This is a genomic window from Mycobacterium sp. 1164985.4 (genome assembly GCF_001668575.1).
GTDB lineage: Bacteria > Actinomycetota > Actinomycetes > Mycobacteriales > Mycobacteriaceae > Mycobacterium.
Map to the genome: position 1 here is coordinate 82,153 of NZ_LZMD01000066.1, position 19,308 is coordinate 101,460.

The window sequence follows — 19,308 nt, forward strand, 5'->3', positions numbered from 1 at the left end:
ACCGTTCGTGCTGGCTTACCAAGAGGGCGATGCGTGGGTGGCCATGGCCGACCGCACCCGGCGGTCGATCGTGGAACGGCTCGCGCACCGGCCGATGGCGGTGGGGGAGCTGGCCCGCGGTCTTCCGGTCAGCAGGCCGGCGGTTTCTCAACATCTGAAGGTGCTCAAGCTCGCCGGGTTGGTGTGCGACCGCGCCGACGGAACCCGCCGCGTCTATCAGCTGGACCCGGCGGGATTGGCCGCCATGCGGGCTCAACTCGACCGCTTCTGGATGCAGGCGCTGGCCGGATTCAAGGAGATAGTAGAGAGCGAAGGAGAACCCCAATGACCTCTGCCCAGTCCGCGGTCGTCCGTCACGACATCACGGTCAACGCGCCGCTCGAAAAGGCATTTCGGGTGTTCACGGAGAGATTCGGCGACTTCAAGCCCCGCGAACACAACCTGCTGAGCGTGCCGATCGAGGAGACGGTGCTGGAGCCTCACGAAGGCGGCCGCATCTACGACCGCGGTGTCGACGGCAGCGTGTGCGAATGGGCACGGGTGTTGGTCGTCGACCCTCCGCATCGCCTGGTCTTCTCGTGGAACATCGGCACGACGTGGCAGCTGGAATCCGATCCCGCGCGGTGCAGCGAGGTCGAGGTGGCGTTCACCGCCGAGTCGGACGATCGCACGCGCGTCAGCATCGAGCATCGCCACATCGAACGGCACGGCGACGGTTGGGATTCGGTCGCTTCGGGCGTCGGTGGCGATGCGGGCTGGCCGCTGTACCTGCGCCGGTACGGTGAGCTGCTGGACCGGGAAGCGCAGTGACGGACACCGACCTCAAAGACCTGACCCGCGACGAACGGGCCGACCTGGCATCGTTTCTGGCCGAGCTGACTCCCGACGAGTGGCACCACCAGAGCCTGTGCACCAAGTGGACGGTCAAAGATGTTGTGGCACACGTGGTCAGCTATGAGGAGCTCGGCACCGCCGGTCTGCTCAAGCGGTTCGCCAAGGGCATGGTGGTGAACGCCAATCAGGTCGGTGTCGACGAATTCGGGAACCTGACACCCGACGAACTGCTGGCCTATCTGAACCGTCACCTGTATCCGAGTGGACTGACGGCTCGCCTCGGCGGGGTGATCGGATTCGTCGACGGCACGGTCCATCACCAGGACATCCGCCGCGCGCTCGGCCGTCCCCGCGCCATCCCCACCGAACGCCTCGCCCGCATCCTGCCGCTGATCCCCGGCAATCCGCGGCTGGGCGCCGGCCGCCGTATCCGCGGACTTCGTCTGCGCGCGACCGACGTCGACTGGACCCACGGTCAGGGTGCCGAGGTGACCGGGCCGGGGGAGGCGCTGATGATGGCGATGACGGGTCGGCCCGCCGCGCTTGCCGATCTCGACGGACCCGGCAAAGACGCGCTCGCGCAACGGCTCAGCTGAGGTCAGACCGCGGCGCGCCCGGTGACCGGCGGCAGATCCTTCAGCGTCACGATGCCCGGCGGCGCCGCGACCACCGCCGGCACCGCGTTGGTCACCGGCAGCGCGGTGTAGATCATGCCCAGGCCCATGAAGCCGGGTTCGGTCCAGTCTCTGGGCGGCAGGCAATGCAGCACCGTGCGCATGTTCGGCAGTCCGAACACCTGGATGACGTGGCCGTGTTCGAGCGGCTTGGGCGGGGTGACGTGTTCGCCCATGATCCAGTTGAATCCGACGCTGACGACGTTCTTCTCGCCCACCCAGCCGCGGTGGTACCCGTAGACGCCGGCAACGGTGCCCGCGGGGATCTGCATGAACCCGAGGTCGGAATCGCCGGTGGCCGGGGTGAATTCCACGTCGAAGGTCATCCGGTCGAGCTTGGCGCCGATCGCGTCTGCCATCATCGCCGCCGACTCGGCGAACACCTCGCTTTCGCGCCGCACATTTTCGGCCAGTCCGGGGGTGTCCGGGTCCTGCGAGAAGCCCATCGCGGTCTGGGTGCCCGCGGATTCATACGTCGAACAATCCACCGACTCGGTGATGCGGATCTCGTCGACGCGCTCGCACGCGCCCGACAGCACCATGCCCACCATGTTGCTCATGCCGGGGTGCGCGCCGCTGCCGAAGATCGTCGAACTGCCCTTCTCACAGGCCTTCCTGATGCGGTCGAGGTCCTCGGGCGACTGCTTGCCGCCGGTGATCCACGCGGCGCTCGAGCAGACGTTGACGCCGGCCTCGAGAAGCCGGGTCAGCTCGTCGATGTCGGGCCACAGCGGGTTGTAGCAGCAGGCGTCGGGCCGCAGCGCCAGCAGTGCATCGATGTCGTTGGTGGCCGTCACCCCGGTCGGCGCGGGCCAGCCGGCCAGCTCTGCCGCGTCGACGCCGACCTTGTCCGCACCGTGGGCGTAGACGCCGACGAGTTCCATGTCCTCGCGGCCGATGATCGCGTGCAGCGAACGGCGGCCGATGTTGCCGGTGGTCCACTGGATGACGCGCAGCGGCCGATCAGATGTCGTCACGAAAACTCCTCGGTATCAACTGATTACATATGAGTTCCGCCGTCGACGCGGACCTCGGTGCCGGTGACGAAATAGGCTTCCGGCGCTGCGAGCATGGCGACGACCGCCGCCACGGCGTCGGGTCTGGCGAACATCCCGCCCCCGTCGACCGCCAGGAGCGGCGTGATCTTGCCGAACAACGTGTAGTCGGCGTCGTCCGGTAGCCCGGGTCCTATGCTCTGCCCGGATTGCCCTGTGCCGTCGGTCATTCCGGAGGAGATGGATCCCGGTTGCACGCAGTTGAACCGGATGCCTTCCTTGCTGAACTCCAGGGCCAGCGTGTGTGTCATGGCCTGGATGCCGCCCTTGGACGCGGCGTACGCCGACATGTAGGGGTGGGCGAAGTTGGCCGATGTCGAGCTGAAATTGACGACCGCCGGCGCCGTGCCGTCGCGCAGGGCGGGCAGAGCCTCGCGGGTGACCAGGAACGTCCCGATGAGGTTGACGCGCAGGACCTGCTCGAAGTCGGCGAGTGTGGTGTCGGTGAAGTGGCAGGACCGAAGAATTCCCGCGGCGTTGACGAGCGCGTCCAGGCCGTCGAGCGCGCCGACGGCGAGCGAGACCCCGGTGATCACCGACTCCTCGCTGCCGACGTCCATCACGATGGTGGTGAGCCGACCCTTGACCCCCTCGGCCTTGGCCTCCGTGTCGGCGAGCCCGGTCTCGCTGACGTCGGCGGCGACGACGGTGCCGCCTTCCTCGAGGATGCGCAGGGTTGTCGCCTGTCCGATGCCCGATCCTGCGCCGGTGATCAAAACCCTACGGTCGGTGAACCGCTGCAACGTCGCCACCGGGGGAATGCTAGTGCGTCGGTGCGCTTCTGCTGCGTTATTCGGGTTCGGGCTCGGCCCCGTCGGTCGTGTCGGCGTCTTCGGAGACACGCTCGGCGTCCGCTGACGCGGGCTCGCCCCCGGCCGTCAGCGGCGGTGTGTCGGGCAGCGACAGCGCCACGCCGAGCGCCAGGAAGAACAGGATGAACAGCGGCCCGCCGAGGTACAGGTTCATCGGCCCGCCCGGGGAGATGAAGCTTCCCGGCGGTCCGATGATCGTGATGGTCTCGATGAGCTGCTCGACGGCGAACACCGCGGCGACGATGCCGACCCAGCGGGGAAAGCGTCCTTCGTTGGCGGCCAACAGGATCGGAGCGGCGACCATGATGTCGGCGACGGTCAGGATCGGCCCCCACATCGTGACGACGTCGGTGATCGCCCGCGCGGTCCCCGAGCCGAGATCACCCGGATGCAATGACAGTCCCGCGGTGAACCAGGTCGCGATGCTGATCTGGACGAGGACGACGGCCGATCCGATGGTGAAGACGAATGCGTACGGTCCGGCGAGCCGGTCGCGGGCATGGCCGAGCACCACCACCAAGGCCAGCGAGCCGAAGGCCAGCAATAGCGCTTGGGTCCGCATCGCGCCGGAGTGCTCGTTGAGGTGGGTGACGATGTCGAGGCCCGGTCGGTCGATCCCGGGCAGGGCCGGAACGATCAGCAGCGCAAGGGCATAGAGCACCGCGAACGCGATGGCGGCGACCATCGGCACTCGACGATCCACAGCCAACACTGTAGACAGCCCCCTTATCCCCAACGCTCATTTCATCCACAGGGCGCGTCGTACGCGGCCGTTGGCGGGCCGCGCGGTCGGTGTCCGCACCTAACTTCACATGCATGCGAACCGAACTGCCCGCCGAGCGCCTGCAGCGCAGGTTGGGAATCGAACTGGAGCCCGAACCGGACGATGAGGATCGCCGGCCGGACACGGCGCTGACCCGCTGGCTGCCCGAATCCACGGGTGGCGGCGCGGCCGGTTGGATCGCGGCGGTGCGCGCGGATCCGGGTCGAGCCGGTGTCATCGCGCTCGGCGGTGTCGGGCTTCTCGCCGTGCTGGTGACGGTGTTCGTGCTACTGCGTGACGACAGTCCGGCCGTTGCTGCGGCCAAACTGCCGCCGGTGCAGATGGTTTCGTCGGCGAGCCCGACACCGGCTGCGGCGTCGCCCGCGGCGGACGGGCCAGTCGTCGTCAGCGTCGTGGGCCTGGTGCACAAGCCGGGTCTGGTCACCTTGGCGACGGGTGCACGGATCGCCGACGCACTCACCGCCGCGGGCGGGCCGCTGGAGGGCGCCGACCTGGTTGGGCTGAATATGGCGAGACGCATCACCGACGGCGAGCAGATCGTGGTGGGTATCGCGCCGTCGCCGGGGGAACCGCCAGCGATGGGCAGCTCCGTCAGTACGGGCGTCGCGGCGCCCGCTCCGGCGAACGCGCCCGCATCCGGGGACGGCGCCGGCGCACCCGCGGGCGGCACCGTGGATCTGAACACCGCGACCGTCGAACAACTCGACACCCTGCCCGGGATCGGCCCGGTGACCGCCGCCGCGATCGTGGCCTGGCGCGACGCGAACGGACGGTTCACCAGCGTCGATCAGCTCGGCGACGTCGACGGCATCGGACCTGCGCGGCTGGAGAAGTTGCGCAACCTCGTGCATGTGTGACCGCGGTGGCGGACGTCGACGCGGCCCCGCTCGATCTGCGGCTGGTGCCCGCGGCGCTGACCTGCTGGGCGGTCACCGCCGCGGGCATCCTCTGGCCCGCCGGCGGGGCGGCGGCCGCTGTGGTCGGGTCGGTGGCCGCCACCGCCGCGGTGGGGTGGTGGGGCAGTGCGCGCGGGTCGGCGAGCGACAGGAGGGGCCTCCGCGCGAGCGTGCTGGCGGTGGGGTTGGTGGCCGCGGCGTTCGCGATCGCGATCGGTCTGCGGGTCGATGAGGTCCGCCACCACGCGGTCACCGAGCGCTACGGCACGACCGCCGCGGTCGTGGTCACGCCGACGGAGAGCCCACGCGCGCTCGGCGGTAACCGGACGATGTTCCGCGGTTCCCTCGTCGCCTTCGACGGACGCGAAATGTCCGGCCGTGTCGTGGTGTTCGCGTCGACCACCCGCATGGCAGATCTCACGGCAGGCACCCCGGTGGCGTTCCGTGCCCGGATCGGGCGACCTACGCGGCGCGACCTCAGCGTGGCGGTGCTGTCGGCCGTCGGCGAGCCCACCTACGGCGAGGCCTCCGCCGTTCAGCGCGCCGCACACGAGGTCCGCGCCGGATTCGCCGACGCCGCGCGACGGTCGCTGCCCGCCGATCAGGCCGCGATGCTGCCCGCGCTCGTTCTCGGCGACACCTCGGGCGTGCCGCGTGATACGGCGGCCGACTTCCGCGCCGCGGGCCTGACGCACCTGACCGCGGTCTCCGGGGCCAACGTGACGATCGTCTGCGGCGCAGTCTTGCTGACCGCGGGCCTGATCGGGCCGCGGGCGGCCGTCGGCCTGGCGGCAATCGCGCTGCTCGCGTTCGTGGTGGTCGTGCAGCCTTCGGCGAGCGTGCTGCGCGCGGCGGTGATGGGCGCGATCACCTTGCTGGCGGTGTTGTCGCACCGCCGCAGGCAGGCGATCCCCGCTCTGTCGGCCAGCGTGCTGGTGTTGATGATCGGAGCACCGGAGTTGGCCGTCGACGTCGGATTCGCGCTGTCGGTGTCGGCGACTGCGGCGCTCGTCGTGGTCGCGCCGGTGTGGTCGCAGCGACTCGTCGCACGGCGATGGCCCAAGCCGGCCGCCGACGCGATCAGCGTGGCCACCGCCGCGCAACTGGTCACCGCACCGCTCGTCGCCGGGATGGCGGGCACCTTCAGCGTCGTATCGGTCGCGGCCAATGTCGCAGCGGCCCCGGTGATCCCGCCGATCACGGTGATCGGCACGGCCGCGGCCACTCTCGGCCGGGTGTGGCCCGCCGGTGCCGACCTGCTGATCCGGTTCACCGGACCGGAACTGTGGTGGCTGGTGCATGTGGCCGGCTGGGCCGCAGATGTCCCGGGTTCGGCGGTGTCGGTGCCGTCCGGTCTGCCGGGGGTGATGCTGACCGCGGCGGCGGGCGCAGCCGCGGTGCTCATGTGGCGCTTCCGCTGGACGCGGATCGCGGCGGGCGCCGCCGTGGTATGCCTGCTGGCGTGGACGGTGTCGGGCCTGTCGGCTGGCCGTGACACGATCGTGGGGTGAGCGAAGCGTCGCAGTTGCATCTGGTCCTCGGGGACGAGGAGTTGCTGGTCGAACGCGCGGTGGCGGCCGTACTGCGGGAGGTTCGCAAACAGGCCGGCACCCATGACATTCCGGTCGACCGGCTGCGCGCCGGCGAGGTCAGCACCAGTGAACTGGCCGAACTGCTGAGCCCGTCGCTGTTCGCCGAGGAACGCGTCGTGGTCCTGGAGTCGGCGGCCGAGGCGGGCAAGGACGCGGTCTCGCTCATCGCCGAGGTCGCGGCGAACCTGCCGCCGGGCACCATGCTCGTCGTCGTGCACTCCGGCGGCGGACGCGCCAAGGCGCTGGCGGATCAGCTCAAGAAGCTCGGCGCGCAGGTGCATCCCTGCGCGCGCATCACCAAGGTCGCCGAGCGCGCCGACTTCGTCCGCCGCGAATTCCGGACCCTGAAGGTGAAGGTCGGCGAGGACACGGTCACCGCGGTGCTCGACGCGATCGGCTCCGACATCCGGGAGCTGGCGGCGGCGTGTTCGCAACTGGTCACCGACACCGGCGGGGCGGTCGACGCCGCCGCGGTGCGTCGCTACCACTCGGGCAAGGCCGAGGTGAAGGGGTTCGACGTCGCCGACAAGGCGGTGGTCGGCGATGTGGCAGGAGCGGCCGAAGCCCTGCGCTGGGCGATGATGCGCGGCGAACCACACGTCGTGCTGGCCGACGCGCTGGCCGAGGCCGTGCACACCATCGCACGGGTGCGGCCGTTGTCGGGCGACCCCTACCGGCTCGCGTCAGAGCTCGGCATGCCGCCGTGGCGAGTGCAGAAGGCGCAGAAGCAGGCGCGGCGATGGTCGAACACCTCGGTCGCGGAGGCCATGCGGTTGGTGGCCGCGCTCAACGCGGACGTCAAGGGTGCCGCGGCGGATGCGGACTATGCGCTGGAGGCGACGGTGCGACGCGTCGCTGAGCTCATCGAAGATTGAGCAGACTGAGCAGACTGAGCGGCGCTCAGATCTTGTTGAACCCTCAGAGCTTGTTGAACGCGGAAGCCAGCGCCGACTTGCGGTTGGCGGCCTGGTTCTTGTGAATCACGCCCTTGCTGGCGGCCTTGTCCAGCTGACGGCTGGTCGCGGCAAGCAGCTCCTGGGCCTTGTCCTTGTCACCGGCCTCGACGGCCGCGCGGAAACCGCGCACCGCCGTGTGAAGCGACGACTTGACCGACTTGTTGCGCAACCTGCGGCGCTCGTTGGTCCGGATGCGCTTCTCCTGCGACTTGATGTTGGCCACGCGTGTAGTCCTTCGTAAATCCTGTAGGGGTTTCGCAAAGTTTGTAGGCGCCCGGCACGCGGGCAGCGAGGGTTCAGGTTACCAGCGGAGTGGGTAAATGCCCAAAGTGAGTCCTCTGGCCTGCCGAAATGTCCGAAGTGTTGCAGCATGGCAGCTGTGAGCCTGCGAACCCTGCCGACCGAAACCGCGCGACCGTCGCGAAGCCCCCGTAAGCAGGCCAGGCGCTACGACGGCGTCTTCTCCGGCTACAGCGACCTCGGGAGCTACGCCAAGGCCTTCGACGAGATGTTCGACGTTCAAGGCAATGTGCGCGGACCCTACAAGGGCATCTACACCGAGCTCGCCCCGTCGGACGCCTCGGAACTCGAGGCCCGTGCCGAGGCTCTCGGCCGCGCCTTCATCGATCAGGGCATCACGTTCTCACTGTCCGGCCAGGAGCGGCCCTTCCCGCTCGACCTGGTGCCTCGGGTCATCTCGGCCGCGGAGTGGACGCGCCTGGAACGCGGCATCATCCAGCGGGTCAAGGCGCTCGAGCTGTACCTCGACGACATCTACGGCGAGCAGGAGATCCTTCGCGACGGCGTCATCCCGCGCCGGCTGATCACCTCCTGCGAGCACTTCCACCGTGAAGCCGCCGGTATCGTGCCGCCCAACGGGGTGCGCATTCATGTCGCGGGCATCGACTTGATCCGCGACGCCAAGGGCGACTTCCGCGTGCTCGAGGACAACCTGCGCTCGCCGTCCGGGGTCTCCTACGTCATGGAGAACCGCCGCACGATGGCGCGGGTGTTCCCGAACCTGTTCGCCACCCACCGGGTGCGCGCGGTCGGCGACTACTCCTCGCACCTGCTGCGGGCGCTGCGTAACGCCGCCGCCAACAACGTCGCCGACCCGACGGTCGTCGTCCTCACGCCCGGCGTCTACAACTCGGCGTACTTCGAGCACTCGCTGCTGGCCCGGCAGATGGGCGTCGAGCTGGTGGAGGGTCGCGACCTGTTCTGCCGCGACAACGCCGTCTACATGCGCACCACCGAGGGGGAGCGGCAGGTCGACGTCATCTACCGCCGCATCGACGACGCGTTCCTCGACCCGATGCAGTTCCGGCCCGACTCCGTGCTCGGGGTCGCGGGCCTGCTCAACGCCGCGCGCGCGGGCAACGTCGTCATCTCCAGCGCGGTGGGAAACGGCGTCGGCGACGACAAACTCGTATACACCTACGTGCCCACGATCATCGAGTACTACCTCGGCGAGAAACCGCTGCTGGCCAACGTCGACACCTTCCGCTGCTGGCTCGACGACGAACGCGAGGAGGTGCTCGACCGCATCGACGAGCTCGTCATCAAACCGGTCGAGGGGTCGGGCGGATACGGCATCGTGTTCGGGCCGGACGCATCGGAGAAAGAGCTCGCCGCCATCACCAAGAAGATCCGCAACGACCCGCGGGGCTGGATCGCTCAGCCCGTCATGCAGCTGTCGACGGTGCCCACCCAAATCGGGGACCAGCTCGTCCCGCGGCACGTCGACCTTCGCCCGTTCGCCGTCAACGACGGCGACGACGTCTGGGTGCTGCCCGGCGGGCTGACCCGCGTCGCTCTGCCCGAGGGCTCGCTGGTGGTGAACTCCAGCCAGGGCGGTGGATCCAAGGACACCTGGGTGCTCGCGTCGCGCACCTCGGTCGCCGACCGCGAGCTCGGGGCCGCCGAGATCGTGCGCAAGCTGCCCAAGGCGGCCCGGGGCCCGAAGGCCGAGAGCGGCGACGGGCAGACCCAAGACCAGCAGCAACAGCAGCAGTAAGGGGTGGTGCGCTGATGTTGGCCCGCAACGCCGAATCCTTGTACTGGATCGGACGGTACGTCGAACGCGCCGACGACACCGCGCGCATCCTCGACGTCACCGCGCACCAACTGCTCGAAGACTCCAGCGTCGACCCTGACCAGGCGTCGCGGACGCTGCTGCGGGTGCTGGGCATGGAGGCGCCCGACGCGCCGCTGGACGTGTGGTCGCTGACCGACATCGTCGCGTTCAGCCGGGGCACCCAGGGCTCGATCGTCGACGCCATTTCGGCGGCCCGCGAAAATGCCCGCGGCGCACGCGAAGTCACCTCCACCGAGATCTGGGAGTGCCTCAACACCACCTACAACGCGCTCGCCGAGCGGGAACGCGCCGCCAAACGGCTTGGGCCGCACGAGTTCCTGTCGTTCGTCGAGGGCCGCGCAGCGATGTTCGCCGGTCTGGCCGACTCGACGCTGTCCCGCGACGACGGCTATCGCTTCATGGTGCTTGGCCGGGCGATCGAACGCGTGGACATGACGGTGCGCCTTCTTCTGTCGCGGGTCGGGGACAGCGCGTCGTCCCCGGCATGGGTGACGCTGTTGCGGTCGGCCGGTGCGCACGACACCTATCTACGGACCTACCGCGGTGTGCTCGACGCCGGGCGGGTCGTCGAATTCATGATGCTGGACCGGCTTTTCCCGCGCTCGATCTTCTACTCGCTGCGGCTGGCCGAACACAGCCTCGACGAGCTGATGAACCGGCCGCACAGCCGACTCGGCGCCACCGCCGAGGCCCAGCGCCTCCTCGGCAGGGCGCGCAGCGAGCTGGAGTTCCTGCGCCCCGGTGTGCTGCTCGAATCGTTGGAGCAGCGGCTGGCCGACCTGCAGAAGACCTGCTTCGACGTCGGGGAAGCGTTGGCACTGCAATACTTTCACTCCGCACCCTGGGTGGCGTGGCACGACGCCGGCCAGAACGGCGCGCTCGTCATCGAAGAGGGGGAACTCTGATGTGGCGGATGCGGGTGGTGCACTCGACCGGCTACGCGTACAAGTCGCCGGTGACGGCGTCGTTCAACGAGGCGCGTCTGACGCCGCGCTCGGATTCGCGCCAGAACGTCATCCTCAACCGCGTGGAGACCGTGCCCGCCACGCGCAATTACCGGTACGTCGACTACTGGGGCACCGCGGTGACGGCCTTCGATCTGCACGCACCGCACACCGAACTGGAGGTGACGTCGTCGTCGGTGGTGGAGACCGACCTCGACCAGATGTCCGATGACGATGTGACGTGGGAGGATCTGCAGTCCGAGGCTGTCGTCGACCGCTTCGACGAGGTCCTCGCGCCCACCCACTACACGCCGGCGAGCAAGCGCATCGCCCGGGTCGGTCAGCGCATCATCAAGAATCACCCGCCGCGCGACGCCGTCACCGCCGCTGCGCACTGGGTGCGCAGCGAGTTGAAGTACGTGTCCGGTACCACCGGGGTGCACTCGTCGGGGGTCGACGCTCTGCGCGAGGGTAAGGGCGTCTGCCAGGACTTCGCCCACCTGACGCTGATCCTGTTGCGCTCCATGGGCATTCCCGCCCGCTACGTGTCGGGTTATCTGCATCCCAAGCGCAAGGCCGCCATCGGCGACACCATCGACGGGCAGAGCCACGCCTGGGTGCAGGCGTGGACCGGCGGCTGGTGGAACTACGACCCCACCAACGACACCCCGATCAACGAGCAGTACATCAGCGTGGGCGTCGGCCGGGACTACTCCGACGTCAGCCCGCTGAAGGGGATCTATTCCGGTGAGGGGTCGACGGACCTGGATGTCGTCGTCGAGATCACCCGGTTGGCTTGACTCCGGGCGCGTTCGGCGCGGCCGATGTTGCGGAAGCCCGGATGCACGTGCGGTGTCAGCTTCTGCTCGTCGGCGACGATGCTCAGCAAGCGGCGCAAGGTGTCTCGCTGCCGGACGGTCAGTCCCGCGGTGAGCTGACGTTCGTGGTCGCGGGCCAGCTCGCCGATCCTGCCCATGACCTTCGTGCCGGCCGAGGTCAGGTACAGCGAGTACAGGCGCCGATCGTCGGGGTTGCGCCGGCGTTCGACGTAACCGCGGCCCTCCAGGTCGTCGATGTACGCGACGACGCGGCTCGGTAAGAGTCCGAGCTGCGCACTGAGGGCCTGCTGGCTCTGCCCTTCAGTGGCGGCGATCGCGCGGAGGATCCCCGCATGTGGAGGCGTCAGGTCGAGCGCGCGGATCTTCTCGGCGAACAGGCTTGCCGCGTGGTGGCCGATCTGGGCCAGCAGGAATGCGGCGCCGTCACCGTGCTCTTCGCGTGACACGACGCAAATCATATCAGTAGTGAACGGTTTTGAATTAAAACCGTTCGAGCCTTGCATCGACTGTCTGGCAGTCATATCGTTCAAGCTATGAACGATTCATCGACCGATCGAGTTATTCGGCCGGCGCGCCCGCGCCAGGGCGGTCCGCCGCTCGCGGTGGTGGCGGGCATTTCGCTGGCGCTCCTCGTCGCAGGCCTCACGGTGGGCGTCGTCCTCGGCGGTGTGATGCCGCTGCCCTACGGCGCCGGGGCGGCCATCCAGGACTACTTCGTCGACAATCGCGCGGCGGTGCGGGCCTGCGCCGTGGGGGTGTTCGCGTCCGCGGTTCCGCTGGGCATCTACGCGGCCACCGCCAGCGCCCGCCTGCGCCAACTCGGCGTGACGGCGCCCGGCGCGACGATCGCGCTGGCGGGCGGTGTTCTCGCCTCCGGGGCGCTCGGGTTGTCGGGGCTGCTGGCGTGGACGCTGTCGCAACCGGAGGTGACCTCCGACGCGAGCCTGGTCCGAGCGCTGTACTACCTGACGTTCCTCACGGGTGGACCCGCGCACATCGTGGCGCTCGGACTGCTGATCGCCGGCATCGCGGTGCCCAGCCTCATCATCGGCCTGCTGCCGCGCCCGCTCGCATGGGCGGGCCTGGTCCTGGCGGCCATCGCCGAGATCACCACGCTGGTGCTCATCTGGCCGGCCCTGTCCCCGCTGCTGCCGATTGCGCGGATCGGTGGGCTGATCTGGTTGATCGCGGCGGGCGCGATACTGCCGCTGCGACGACCCCGAAAGGAGTCTGCGTGATGAAAATCAGTGTCAGCGTGACGAATTACTCGTGGGACGAACCGCTCGACGCGCGGCTCGCCCGGCTCGCGCGGTTCCTCGACGACACCGCCGTCGACACCCTGTGGGTGGCCGACCACCTGCTGCAGGCCGACCCCTTCAGCCGCATCGAGGAACCGATGCTCGAGGCGTACACGGCGCTCGGCTACCTGGCGGCGGTGACATCGCGGATCCGGTTGGGCACCATGGTGAGTGCGGCGACGTTTCGCGCGCCGGCGCTGCTGGTCAAAGCCGTCACGACCGTCGACGCGCTATCGGCCGGGCGCGCCTGGCTCGGCCTCGGCGCCGGCTACAACGCCGACGAGGCGCGGGCGTTGGGGCTGTTCCTGCCCGACACCGCCGAACGTTTCGACCGCATGGCGGAATTGCTTCAGCTGGCGCGCCAGATGTGGCGCGGCGACGAAACACCCTTCGCCGGACGGTATCTGCGTCTGGAGCGACCCGTCGCGAGCCCGCTGCCGAGTACACCGCCGCGGGTGCTGATCGGCGGGACCGGGGAGCGCAGAACGCTGCGCCTGGTGGCCGAGTACGCCGACGCCTGCAACCTGTTCGACATCCCCGACGGTGGGACGGCAGTCTCCCGCCAGCTCGACGTGCTGAACCGACACTGTGCCGACGTCGGCCGTCCCCCCGAACAGATCGAGCGCACCGTGACCACGGCACTCGATACGGGTGAGTCCGCCGGACAGCTCGCCGAAAGATGTTGGACGCTGGGGGAGTTGGGTGTCGAGCACATCGTCGTCATCACGCGGGGGCGACCCTTCGGCGACGACGATCTGGAGACGCTCGCCTACGCCGCCGACCGGCTGTGTGGCGTCACCGCCTGATGAAATCAGCCCGTCGGTTTGGTGCACACGCCGGGATGCACCTCGACGCGCAGCAGATCGTCGCCGAGTTCGATCTGGCGGTCGAAGACCGTTGCGGCCAGCGCGCGCCAATCGTCCTCCTGTCCGGGTTCGATCGCCGGCACATAGTGGGTGAGGATCAGGATCCCCACGCCGGCGCGGGCCGCGGTGGCCGCTGCCTGCTCGACCGAGGAGTGGTAGTCGCAGATGTCGCGGATGCGCTGCATCGGCATCTTGTCCACCAGGTCCTTGCGAATCACGGTGTGCACCAACGCCCCCGCGCCCGCAGCCAGCGCATCGAGGCTGTCGCAGGGAACGGTGTCACCGGCGAGCACCACCGACGCGTCGGCGTGCTCGACACGGAAACCGATCGTCGGTTCGACGGGCCGGTGATCGGTCGGCGCGACCCGAATCGTCACGCCCTCGCGGTTCCACACTTCGCCCTCGGTGTACTCGTGCACCTCCACGGGCGGCGGCGCCGTCAGGTCGGCGTGGTGGGCGATGCGGTAGCCGATGTCGAAGCCGAACGCCTTGAGGGTGTGCTCGACCACCTCCGCGGTGCCCGGCGGACCGATGATCTGCAGCGGGGTCTGCTCGGTGAACGTCGAAACCCAGCGGGTGATGATCACGTCGCCGAGATCGGCGATGTGGTCGCTGTGCAGGTGCGTCAGCAGCAGCGCCGACAGCCCGTTCGCGGCGGCGCCCGCGGCCGTCAGGCGTTGCTGGACCCCGCGGCCGCAGTCGATCAGGAACGTCTGCCCGCCCGCGCGCACGAGCGTCGATGGTCCCGCCCGGCGGGCGTCGGGGATGGGGCTTCCGGTGCCAAGCAGCGTGACCTCGATCATGGCCCACATATACCTGAGGGCCGCGCGCGAAGGGCGTTATTCGCGTCCCGCCGACACCCAGCTCATGTCCTCGAACCGGTCGCCGCTCACGGCCGCTCCGGCGGTGGCGAGGGCTTCGCGCTGCTCGGGGGTCAACGTCACCGCCAGCGACCCGAGGTTCTCCTCGACCCGCGACGCCCGCCGGGTACCGGGAATCGGCACGGACGCCACACCCAGTTCGTCGGCACGTTGACGCAGCCACGCCAGCGCCACCTGGGCGGGCGTCGCCTGGTGCTGCTCGGCGATCGCGACGACGACGTCGACGACCGCGAGGTTGGCGTCGAGCGCGTCGTCGCGGAAGCGCGGCATGGTGCGGCGAAAGTCGTTGGACGACGAAAGATCCGCCGATGACCGGACCGCGCCGGCGAGGAAGCCGCGGCCCAGCGGGGAGTACGGCACAAAGCCGACGCCGAGTTCGGCCGCCGCGGGCACGACGTTGCGTTCGACGTCGCGGCTCCAGATCGACCACTCGCTCTGCACGGCGGCGATCGGGTGCACTGCCACGGCGGCGCGCAGCTCGGCGGCGGTCACTTCGGAAAGCCCGAGGTGACGAACCTTGCCCGCGGCGACGAGTTCGGCCATCGCGCCGACGGTCTCCTCGATGGGCACGGAGGTGTCGCGGCGGTGCATGTAGTACAGGTCGACCACGTCGGTCTGCAGGCGTTGCAGGCTCTCGTCGATGCACTGCCGGACGTAGGCGGCGTCGCCACGCATGTTCGGGCGGCCCGCGGCGCGGTCGGCCGGGTTGCCGGTGATCCCGAACTTCGTCGCGAGCGTGACCTCGTCGCGCCTGTCGGCCAGCAAGCGCGCGATGAGCCGCTCGTTGTTGCCGTTTCCGTAGATGTTCGCGGTGTCGATGAACGTCACCCCGAGGTCGAGGCAGCGGTGCAGCGTGGCAAGCGACTCGTCGTCGTCGACGTCGCCGTAGACCGGGGTCAGGGCCATGGCCCCGAATCCGATGGCGCTGGCAGCGAGCTTGTCGCCCAGCTCGACGGTGGGCACTGAGTGCGCGTTGTCCATGGCGCTCCCAACCCGTCGCATGCCTGCGGTATTCCGTTCCCGGGTCACCGGTGGCCTCGCGGAGTGTGACCCGGTTGCAACCTCGCAAACCCTTCCGCGCCGCCTCCGTCCGACCTAGCCTGTGAGGAACATCACGAGCGGAGGCGAAGATGCGGATCGCGGACGTGTTGCGGAACAAGGGCGCCGCGGTGGCCACGATTACCCCCGAGACTTCGGTCTCCGGACTGCTCACCGAGCTCGCGGTGCACAACATCGGCGCCATGGTCGTGGTGTCACCCGACGGTCTGATGGGGATCGTCTCCGAACGCGACGTCGTGCGGGCGATGCACCGCCGAGGCGCGGAGCTGCTCACCCAGCCGGTCTCGGAGATCATGACCACGCTGGTGGCGACGTGCGCACCCGACGACTCGGTCGACAGCCTGAGCGCGCTGATGACGACGAACCGGGTCCGGCACGTCCCGGTGATGGACAACGGCAGGCTCGTGGGCATCGTGAGCATCGGCGACGTCGTCAAGACGCGGATGGAAGAGCTCGAGGCACAGCAGGAGCAGCTGCAGGCCTACATCACCCGTGGCTGACGTCGAGGTCGCGCCGGCATCGCGGCGGCAGGTGCGCGAGATGTCCCGGGTGCTGGCGCGCGCGTTCTACGACGATCCGGTGATGACGTGGATGCTGCCCGACGACTCCGCGCGGGAGCGGGGTCTCGGGAGGATGTTCGCGACCATGATTCGCCACCATTTCCTGCGCACCGAGGGCGTCGAGGTGGCCGGCAGCGGGCCCATCGGAGCGGCCGCACTGTGGGATCCGCCGGGCGAGTGGCGGCAGACCGGACTGCAGGAGCTGCTGATGATGCCGGCGTTCATGCTGGCGCTGGGGTCGAATGTGCGCCGAGGCCAGCAGGTCGCGGACCTGATGAAGGAGCACCACCCCGAGGAGCCGCACTGGTATCTGGGGGTGATCGGCAGCGACCCGACCGTGCGCGGCACCGGATACGGGCAGGCGCTGATGCGCTCGCGGCTGGACCGTTGCGACGCCGAGCGCGCACCCGCGTATCTCGAGTCCAGCAATCCGGACAACATCGGCTACTACCAGCGCTTCGGGTTCGACGTCACCGGCGAGATCACGCTGCCCGACGGCGGCCCCAGCATGTGGCCGATGTGGCGCGCACCGCGCTGACGCCGTTTGTGAATGCGGCGACGCTCAGGGCGCCGGAACCGTCGCCGGATTCCCACACGGGCGGCGCGCGGCGTCAGCTCCAGGAGTACTCGGCGCGCAGGCGCGTGGCCACGGCCTCGAATCTCTCGCGGGCGAGGATCGCTCCCTCGCGACGGATCCCGTCTTCGGGGACGTCGAGCACCCGGTCCAACCGCACCCAACTGGCCCGGCCCTCGTAGTCCCACGTGCCGCTCCCGATCGACACCCACTTCGGATCGTCGCGGTGGTGGTCCTGGCTCGAGAGCATCAGCCCGAGCAGCGTCGAGCGGTCGCGGCCGACGACCAGGACCGGCCGGTCCTTACCCTGCGTCGGGTCGTCCTCGTAGACCACCCACGTCCACACGATCTCGCCCGGGTCGGCGCGGCCGTCGAGGTCGGGGGCGTAGACGATCTTGCGGGCCCGATGGGCGGTCGGCACGAAGTGACGGCTCACCGGCCTGCCCGCGGTGATCGCCGGCGGCGCCTCCTTCGGGGTGCCCGCGATCGTGTCCAGGCCGATCCGGATGCCCTGCTGGATACCGCGCTGCACGGTCTCGGACTGACCGATCTGGCGGATGAGCTTCGGCGCCTCGTTGAACACCAAGTTCTCCGCGAACCTCTGGAAGGTCTGCAGCGGTCTCCAGGGCGCAGGCATATTTCCGAGCATAAGCGAGGCCCGCACCGCGCGATTGTGTGCTCAGGCCAAGGCCTGGATACGCTGGTGGCACCCGAAGTCCGCGTTCACCAGGAGATTCCCATCAGCAGTTTCGCCGATCAGACCTTCACGGCGCCGGCGCAGATCCGGAACTTCTGCATCATCGCCCATATCGATCACGGCAAGTCGACGTTGGCCGACCGGATGCTGCAACTCACCGGCGTCGTCGCCGATCGCGACATGCGCGCGCAGTACCTCGACCGCATGGACATCGAGCGCGAGCGCGGCATCACGATCAAGGCGCAGAACGTCCGTCTGCCATGGAAAGTCGACGGCGACGACTATGTGCTGCACCTGATCGACACCCCCGGCCACGTCGACTTCACCTACGAGGTGTCGCGCGCGCTGGAGGCGTGCGAAGGGGCGGTGCTGCTCGTCGACGCCGCCCAGGGGATCGAGGCGCAGACGTTGGCGAACCTGTACCTGGCTCTGGATCGCGACCTGCACATCATCCCGGTGCTCAACAAGATCGATCTGCCCGCGGCCGACCCGGACCGCTACGCCGCCGAACTCGCCCACATCATCGGCTGTGAACCCGAAGACGTCCTGCGGGTGTCCGGGAAGACCGGTGCGGGCGTGGCCGACCTGCTCGACCACGTCGTGCGCGAGGTGCCACCACCGGTCGGCGACGCCGACGCGCCGGCACGGGCGATGATCTTCGACTCCGTCTACGACACCTACCGCGGCGTGGTCACCTACGTCCGCGTCGTCGACGGCAAGATCATCCCGCGCGAACGCATCAAGATGATGTCCACCGGTGCCACGCATGAACTGCTCGAGGTCGGCATCGTCTCGCCCGAACCCAAGGCGTCCGCCGGTCTCGGGGTGGGCGAGGTGGGCTACCTCATCACGGGCGTGAAGGACGTGCGCCAGTCCAAGGTTGGTGACACGGTGACGACGTCGCGCAACGGCGCGACCGAACCGCTCACCGGATACCGCGAACCGCGACCGATGGTCTACTCGGGGTTGTATCCCGTTGACGGATCGGACTATCCGGACCTGCGCGACGCGCTCGACAAACTGCAACTCAACGATGCGGCGTTGACGTACGAGCCGGAGACCTCCGTGGCGCTCGGATTCGGTTTCCGCAGCGGCTTTCTCGGCCTCCTGCATATGGAGATCACCCGCGAGCGTCTCGAGCGCGAGTTCAACCTCGACCTGATTTCGACCTCGCCCAACGTCGTGTATCGCGTTGTGCAGGAAGACGGTTTGGAGGTCACGGTCACCAACCCTTCGGACTGGCCGGAGGGCAAGATCCGGACGGTCTACGAGCCGGTGGTGAAAACCACGATCATCGCGCCCAGCGATTTCATCGGGACCATCATGGAGCTGTGCCAGTCGCGGCGCGGCGAACTCGGCGGCATGGACTACCTCTCGCCGGAGCGGGTGGAGCTGCGCTACACGATGCCGCTGGGCGAGATCATCTTCGACTTCTTCGACGCGCTGAAGTCGCGCACCCGCGGATACGCCAGCCTGGACTACGAGGAGGCCGGTGAGCAGGAGGCCGACCTGGTCAAGGTGGACATCCTGCTGCAGGGCGAGCCGGTCGACGCATTCAGCGCGATCGTGCACAAGGAGTCGGCGTACGCCTACGGAAACAAGATGACCACCAAGCTCAAGGAGCTGATTCCGCGTCAGCAGTTCGAGGTTCCGGTGCAGGCGGCGATCGGTTCGAAGATCATCGCTCGCGAAAACATCCGCGCGATCCGCAAAGACGTGCTATCGAAGTGCTATGGCGGGGACATCACCCGCAAGCGCAAGCTGCTCGAGAAGCAGAAGGAAGGCAAGAAGCGGATGAAGACCATCGGCCGGGTCGAGGTGCCTCAGGAGGCGTTCGTCGCCGCCCTGTCCACCGACTCGTCCGCCGACAAGGCCAAGAAGTAGGTCCC

22 protein-coding genes are annotated in these 19,308 nt (G+C 68.7%); 14 read left to right on the forward strand and 8 right to left on the reverse strand.

Annotated elements, in window-relative coordinates; genetic code table 11:
- The first annotated feature begins 7 nt into the window (after positions 1-7).
- From A5650_RS13595 to A5650_RS13605, 3 genes are read left to right on the forward strand one after another with little or no spacing between them, the layout of a single operon-like run.
- Positions 8-328 carry an ArsR/SmtB family transcription factor gene (locus A5650_RS13595; RefSeq protein ID WP_231992610.1) on the forward strand — a complete coding sequence of 107 codons (321 nt, stop codon included), beginning with the start codon at positions 8-10 and terminating at the stop codon, positions 326-328.
- A complete protein-coding gene (locus A5650_RS13600) occupies positions 325-810 on the forward strand; it encodes an SRPBCC family protein (RefSeq protein ID WP_067291912.1) in 486 nt (161 codons plus the stop codon). The genes A5650_RS13595 and A5650_RS13600 overlap by 4 nt, the downstream gene beginning before the upstream one ends.
- A complete protein-coding gene (locus tag A5650_RS13605) occupies positions 807-1,430 on the forward strand; it encodes a maleylpyruvate isomerase family mycothiol-dependent enzyme (protein WP_067291915.1) in 624 nt (207 codons plus the stop codon). The genes A5650_RS13600 and A5650_RS13605 overlap by 4 nt, the downstream gene beginning before the upstream one ends.
- 2 nt (positions 1,431-1,432) lie before the next feature.
- Here the strand turns inward: A5650_RS13605 and A5650_RS13610 are convergent, their stop codons facing one another.
- The 3 genes from A5650_RS13610 to A5650_RS13620 are packed head-to-tail and all read right to left on the reverse strand — an operon-like array spanning position 1,433 to position 4,078.
- Complete coding sequence (locus A5650_RS13610; RefSeq protein WP_067291917.1) at positions 1,433-2,485, reverse strand: NAD(P)H-dependent amine dehydrogenase family protein; 1,053 nt, start codon at positions 2,483-2,485, stop codon at positions 1,433-1,435.
- 23 nt (positions 2,486-2,508) lie between these two features.
- Positions 2,509-3,315, reverse strand: coding sequence for an SDR family NAD(P)-dependent oxidoreductase (locus A5650_RS13615; protein ID WP_197501866.1), 807 nt, complete (start codon positions 3,313-3,315; stop codon positions 2,509-2,511).
- A gap of 37 nt (positions 3,316-3,352) precedes the next feature.
- Complete coding sequence (locus A5650_RS13620) at positions 3,353-4,078, reverse strand: hypothetical protein (protein ID WP_231992611.1); 726 nt, start codon at positions 4,076-4,078, stop codon at positions 3,353-3,355.
- A 113-nt stretch (positions 4,079-4,191) separates the two neighbouring features.
- Between A5650_RS13620 and A5650_RS13625 the strand changes: the two genes are divergently transcribed.
- Genes A5650_RS13625 through holA form a run of 3 tightly spaced genes read left to right on the forward strand, consistent with a single transcriptional unit; the run spans position 4,192 to position 7,522 of the window.
- Positions 4,192-5,016 carry a ComEA family DNA-binding protein gene (locus A5650_RS13625; protein ID WP_067291920.1) on the forward strand — a complete coding sequence of 275 codons (825 nt, stop codon included), beginning with the start codon at positions 4,192-4,194 and terminating at the stop codon, positions 5,014-5,016.
- Positions 5,013-6,566, forward strand: a complete 1,554-nt coding sequence (locus A5650_RS13630) for a ComEC/Rec2 family competence protein (RefSeq protein ID WP_502687074.1) — start codon at positions 5,013-5,015, stop codon at positions 6,564-6,566. The genes A5650_RS13625 and A5650_RS13630 overlap by 4 nt, the downstream gene beginning before the upstream one ends.
- Before the next feature lie 14 nt (positions 6,567-6,580).
- Entirely contained in the window at positions 6,581-7,522 is a 942-nt protein-coding gene (gene holA / locus A5650_RS13635; protein WP_197501870.1) for a DNA polymerase III subunit delta, read from the forward strand.
- Between the two features lie 43 nt (positions 7,523-7,565).
- On the opposite strand, the gene rpsT is transcribed toward holA, so the two are convergent.
- Positions 7,566-7,826, reverse strand: coding sequence for a 30S ribosomal protein S20 (rpsT, locus tag A5650_RS13640; protein WP_067291925.1), 261 nt, complete (start codon positions 7,824-7,826; stop codon positions 7,566-7,568).
- 147 nt (positions 7,827-7,973) lie between these two features.
- Between rpsT and A5650_RS13645 the strand changes: the two genes are divergently transcribed.
- The 3 genes from A5650_RS13645 to A5650_RS13655 are packed head-to-tail and all read left to right on the forward strand — an operon-like array spanning position 7,974 to position 11,445.
- A complete protein-coding gene (locus tag A5650_RS13645) occupies positions 7,974-9,620 on the forward strand; it encodes a circularly permuted type 2 ATP-grasp protein (RefSeq protein ID WP_197501867.1) in 1,647 nt (548 codons plus the stop codon).
- Between the two features lie 14 nt (positions 9,621-9,634).
- Positions 9,635-10,606, forward strand: coding sequence for an alpha-E domain-containing protein (locus tag A5650_RS13650; RefSeq protein WP_067291928.1), 972 nt, complete (start codon positions 9,635-9,637; stop codon positions 10,604-10,606).
- The gene (locus A5650_RS13655) at positions 10,606-11,445 is read left to right on the forward strand and encodes a transglutaminase family protein (protein ID WP_067291931.1); all 840 of its coding nucleotides are present in this window, start codon (positions 10,606-10,608) and stop codon (positions 11,443-11,445) included. The genes A5650_RS13650 and A5650_RS13655 overlap by 1 nt, the downstream gene beginning before the upstream one ends.
- Here A5650_RS13655 and A5650_RS13660 read toward each other — a convergent pair.
- Positions 11,385-11,930 carry a MarR family winged helix-turn-helix transcriptional regulator gene (locus A5650_RS13660; protein WP_231992612.1) on the reverse strand — a complete coding sequence of 182 codons (546 nt, stop codon included), beginning with the start codon at positions 11,928-11,930 and terminating at the stop codon, positions 11,385-11,387. The two genes, A5650_RS13655 and A5650_RS13660, sit on opposite strands and share 61 nt — an antisense overlap.
- A gap of 87 nt (positions 11,931-12,017) precedes the next feature.
- Between A5650_RS13660 and A5650_RS13665 the strand changes: the two genes are divergently transcribed.
- A complete protein-coding gene (locus tag A5650_RS13665; protein ID WP_197501868.1) occupies positions 12,018-12,722 on the forward strand; it encodes a hypothetical protein in 705 nt (234 codons plus the stop codon).
- On the forward strand, positions 12,722-13,588 hold the full coding sequence (locus tag A5650_RS13670) for a TIGR03560 family F420-dependent LLM class oxidoreductase (RefSeq protein WP_067291939.1): 867 nt from the start codon (positions 12,722-12,724) through the stop codon (positions 13,586-13,588). Before A5650_RS13665 ends, A5650_RS13670 begins: the two co-directional genes overlap by 1 nt.
- Positions 13,589-13,593: 5 nt before the next feature.
- On the opposite strand, the gene A5650_RS13675 is transcribed toward A5650_RS13670, so the two are convergent.
- Together A5650_RS13675 and A5650_RS13680 are read right to left on the reverse strand one after the other, a co-directional pair.
- Entirely contained in the window at positions 13,594-14,451 is an 858-nt protein-coding gene (locus A5650_RS13675) for a ribonuclease Z (protein ID WP_067292043.1), read from the reverse strand.
- Positions 14,452-14,487: 36 nt separating this feature from the next.
- Positions 14,488-15,510 carry an aldo/keto reductase gene (locus A5650_RS13680; protein ID WP_067291942.1) on the reverse strand — a complete coding sequence of 341 codons (1,023 nt, stop codon included), beginning with the start codon at positions 15,508-15,510 and terminating at the stop codon, positions 14,488-14,490.
- Positions 15,511-15,659: 149 nt separating this feature from the next.
- On the opposite strand from A5650_RS13680, the gene A5650_RS13685 reads away from it, so the two are divergent.
- Entirely contained in the window at positions 15,660-16,088 is a 429-nt protein-coding gene (locus A5650_RS13685; RefSeq protein ID WP_067085673.1) for a CBS domain-containing protein, read from the forward strand.
- A complete protein-coding gene (locus A5650_RS13690; RefSeq protein ID WP_067291945.1) occupies positions 16,081-16,686 on the forward strand; it encodes a GNAT family N-acetyltransferase in 606 nt (201 codons plus the stop codon). Before A5650_RS13685 ends, A5650_RS13690 begins: the two co-directional genes overlap by 8 nt.
- A gap of 73 nt (positions 16,687-16,759) precedes the next feature.
- On the opposite strand, the gene A5650_RS13695 is transcribed toward A5650_RS13690, so the two are convergent.
- Positions 16,760-17,371, reverse strand: coding sequence for a type II toxin-antitoxin system PemK/MazF family toxin (locus A5650_RS13695; RefSeq protein ID WP_067292048.1), 612 nt, complete (start codon positions 17,369-17,371; stop codon positions 16,760-16,762).
- A gap of 21 nt (positions 17,372-17,392) precedes the next feature.
- On the opposite strand from A5650_RS13695, the gene lepA reads away from it, so the two are divergent.
- Positions 17,393-19,303, forward strand: coding sequence for a translation elongation factor 4 (gene lepA / locus A5650_RS13700; RefSeq protein ID WP_067292045.1), 1,911 nt, complete (start codon positions 17,393-17,395; stop codon positions 19,301-19,303).
- Positions 19,304-19,308 lie beyond the last annotated feature (5 nt).

Bases quoted from the DNA above. Each gene is read 5' to 3' on its own strand.
- A5650_RS13600 (WP_067291912.1), top strand. From the start codon at position 325: ATGACCTCTGCCCAGTCCGCGGTCGTCCGTCACGACATCACGGTCAAC.
- A5650_RS13625 (WP_067291920.1), top strand. From the start codon at position 4,192: ATGCGAACCGAACTGCCCGCCGAGCGCCTGCAGCGCAGGTTGGGAATC.
- A5650_RS13645 (WP_197501867.1), top strand. From the start codon at position 7,974: ATGGCAGCTGTGAGCCTGCGAACCCTGCCGACCGAAACCGCGCGACCG.
- A5650_RS13650 (WP_067291928.1), top strand. From the start codon at position 9,635: ATGTTGGCCCGCAACGCCGAATCCTTGTACTGGATCGGACGGTACGTC.
- A5650_RS13655 (WP_067291931.1), top strand. From the start codon at position 10,606: ATGTGGCGGATGCGGGTGGTGCACTCGACCGGCTACGCGTACAAGTCG.
- A5650_RS13665 (WP_197501868.1), top strand. From the start codon at position 12,018: ATGAACGATTCATCGACCGATCGAGTTATTCGGCCGGCGCGCCCGCGC.
- A5650_RS13670 (WP_067291939.1), top strand. From the start codon at position 12,722: ATGAAAATCAGTGTCAGCGTGACGAATTACTCGTGGGACGAACCGCTC.
- A5650_RS13675 (WP_067292043.1), bottom strand. From the start codon at position 14,451: ATGATCGAGGTCACGCTGCTTGGCACCGGAAGCCCCATCCCCGACGCC.
- A5650_RS13680 (WP_067291942.1), bottom strand. From the start codon at position 15,510: ATGGACAACGCGCACTCAGTGCCCACCGTCGAGCTGGGCGACAAGCTC.
- A5650_RS13685 (WP_067085673.1), top strand. From the start codon at position 15,660: ATGCGGATCGCGGACGTGTTGCGGAACAAGGGCGCCGCGGTGGCCACG.
- A5650_RS13695 (WP_067292048.1), bottom strand. From the start codon at position 17,371: ATGCTCGGAAATATGCCTGCGCCCTGGAGACCGCTGCAGACCTTCCAG.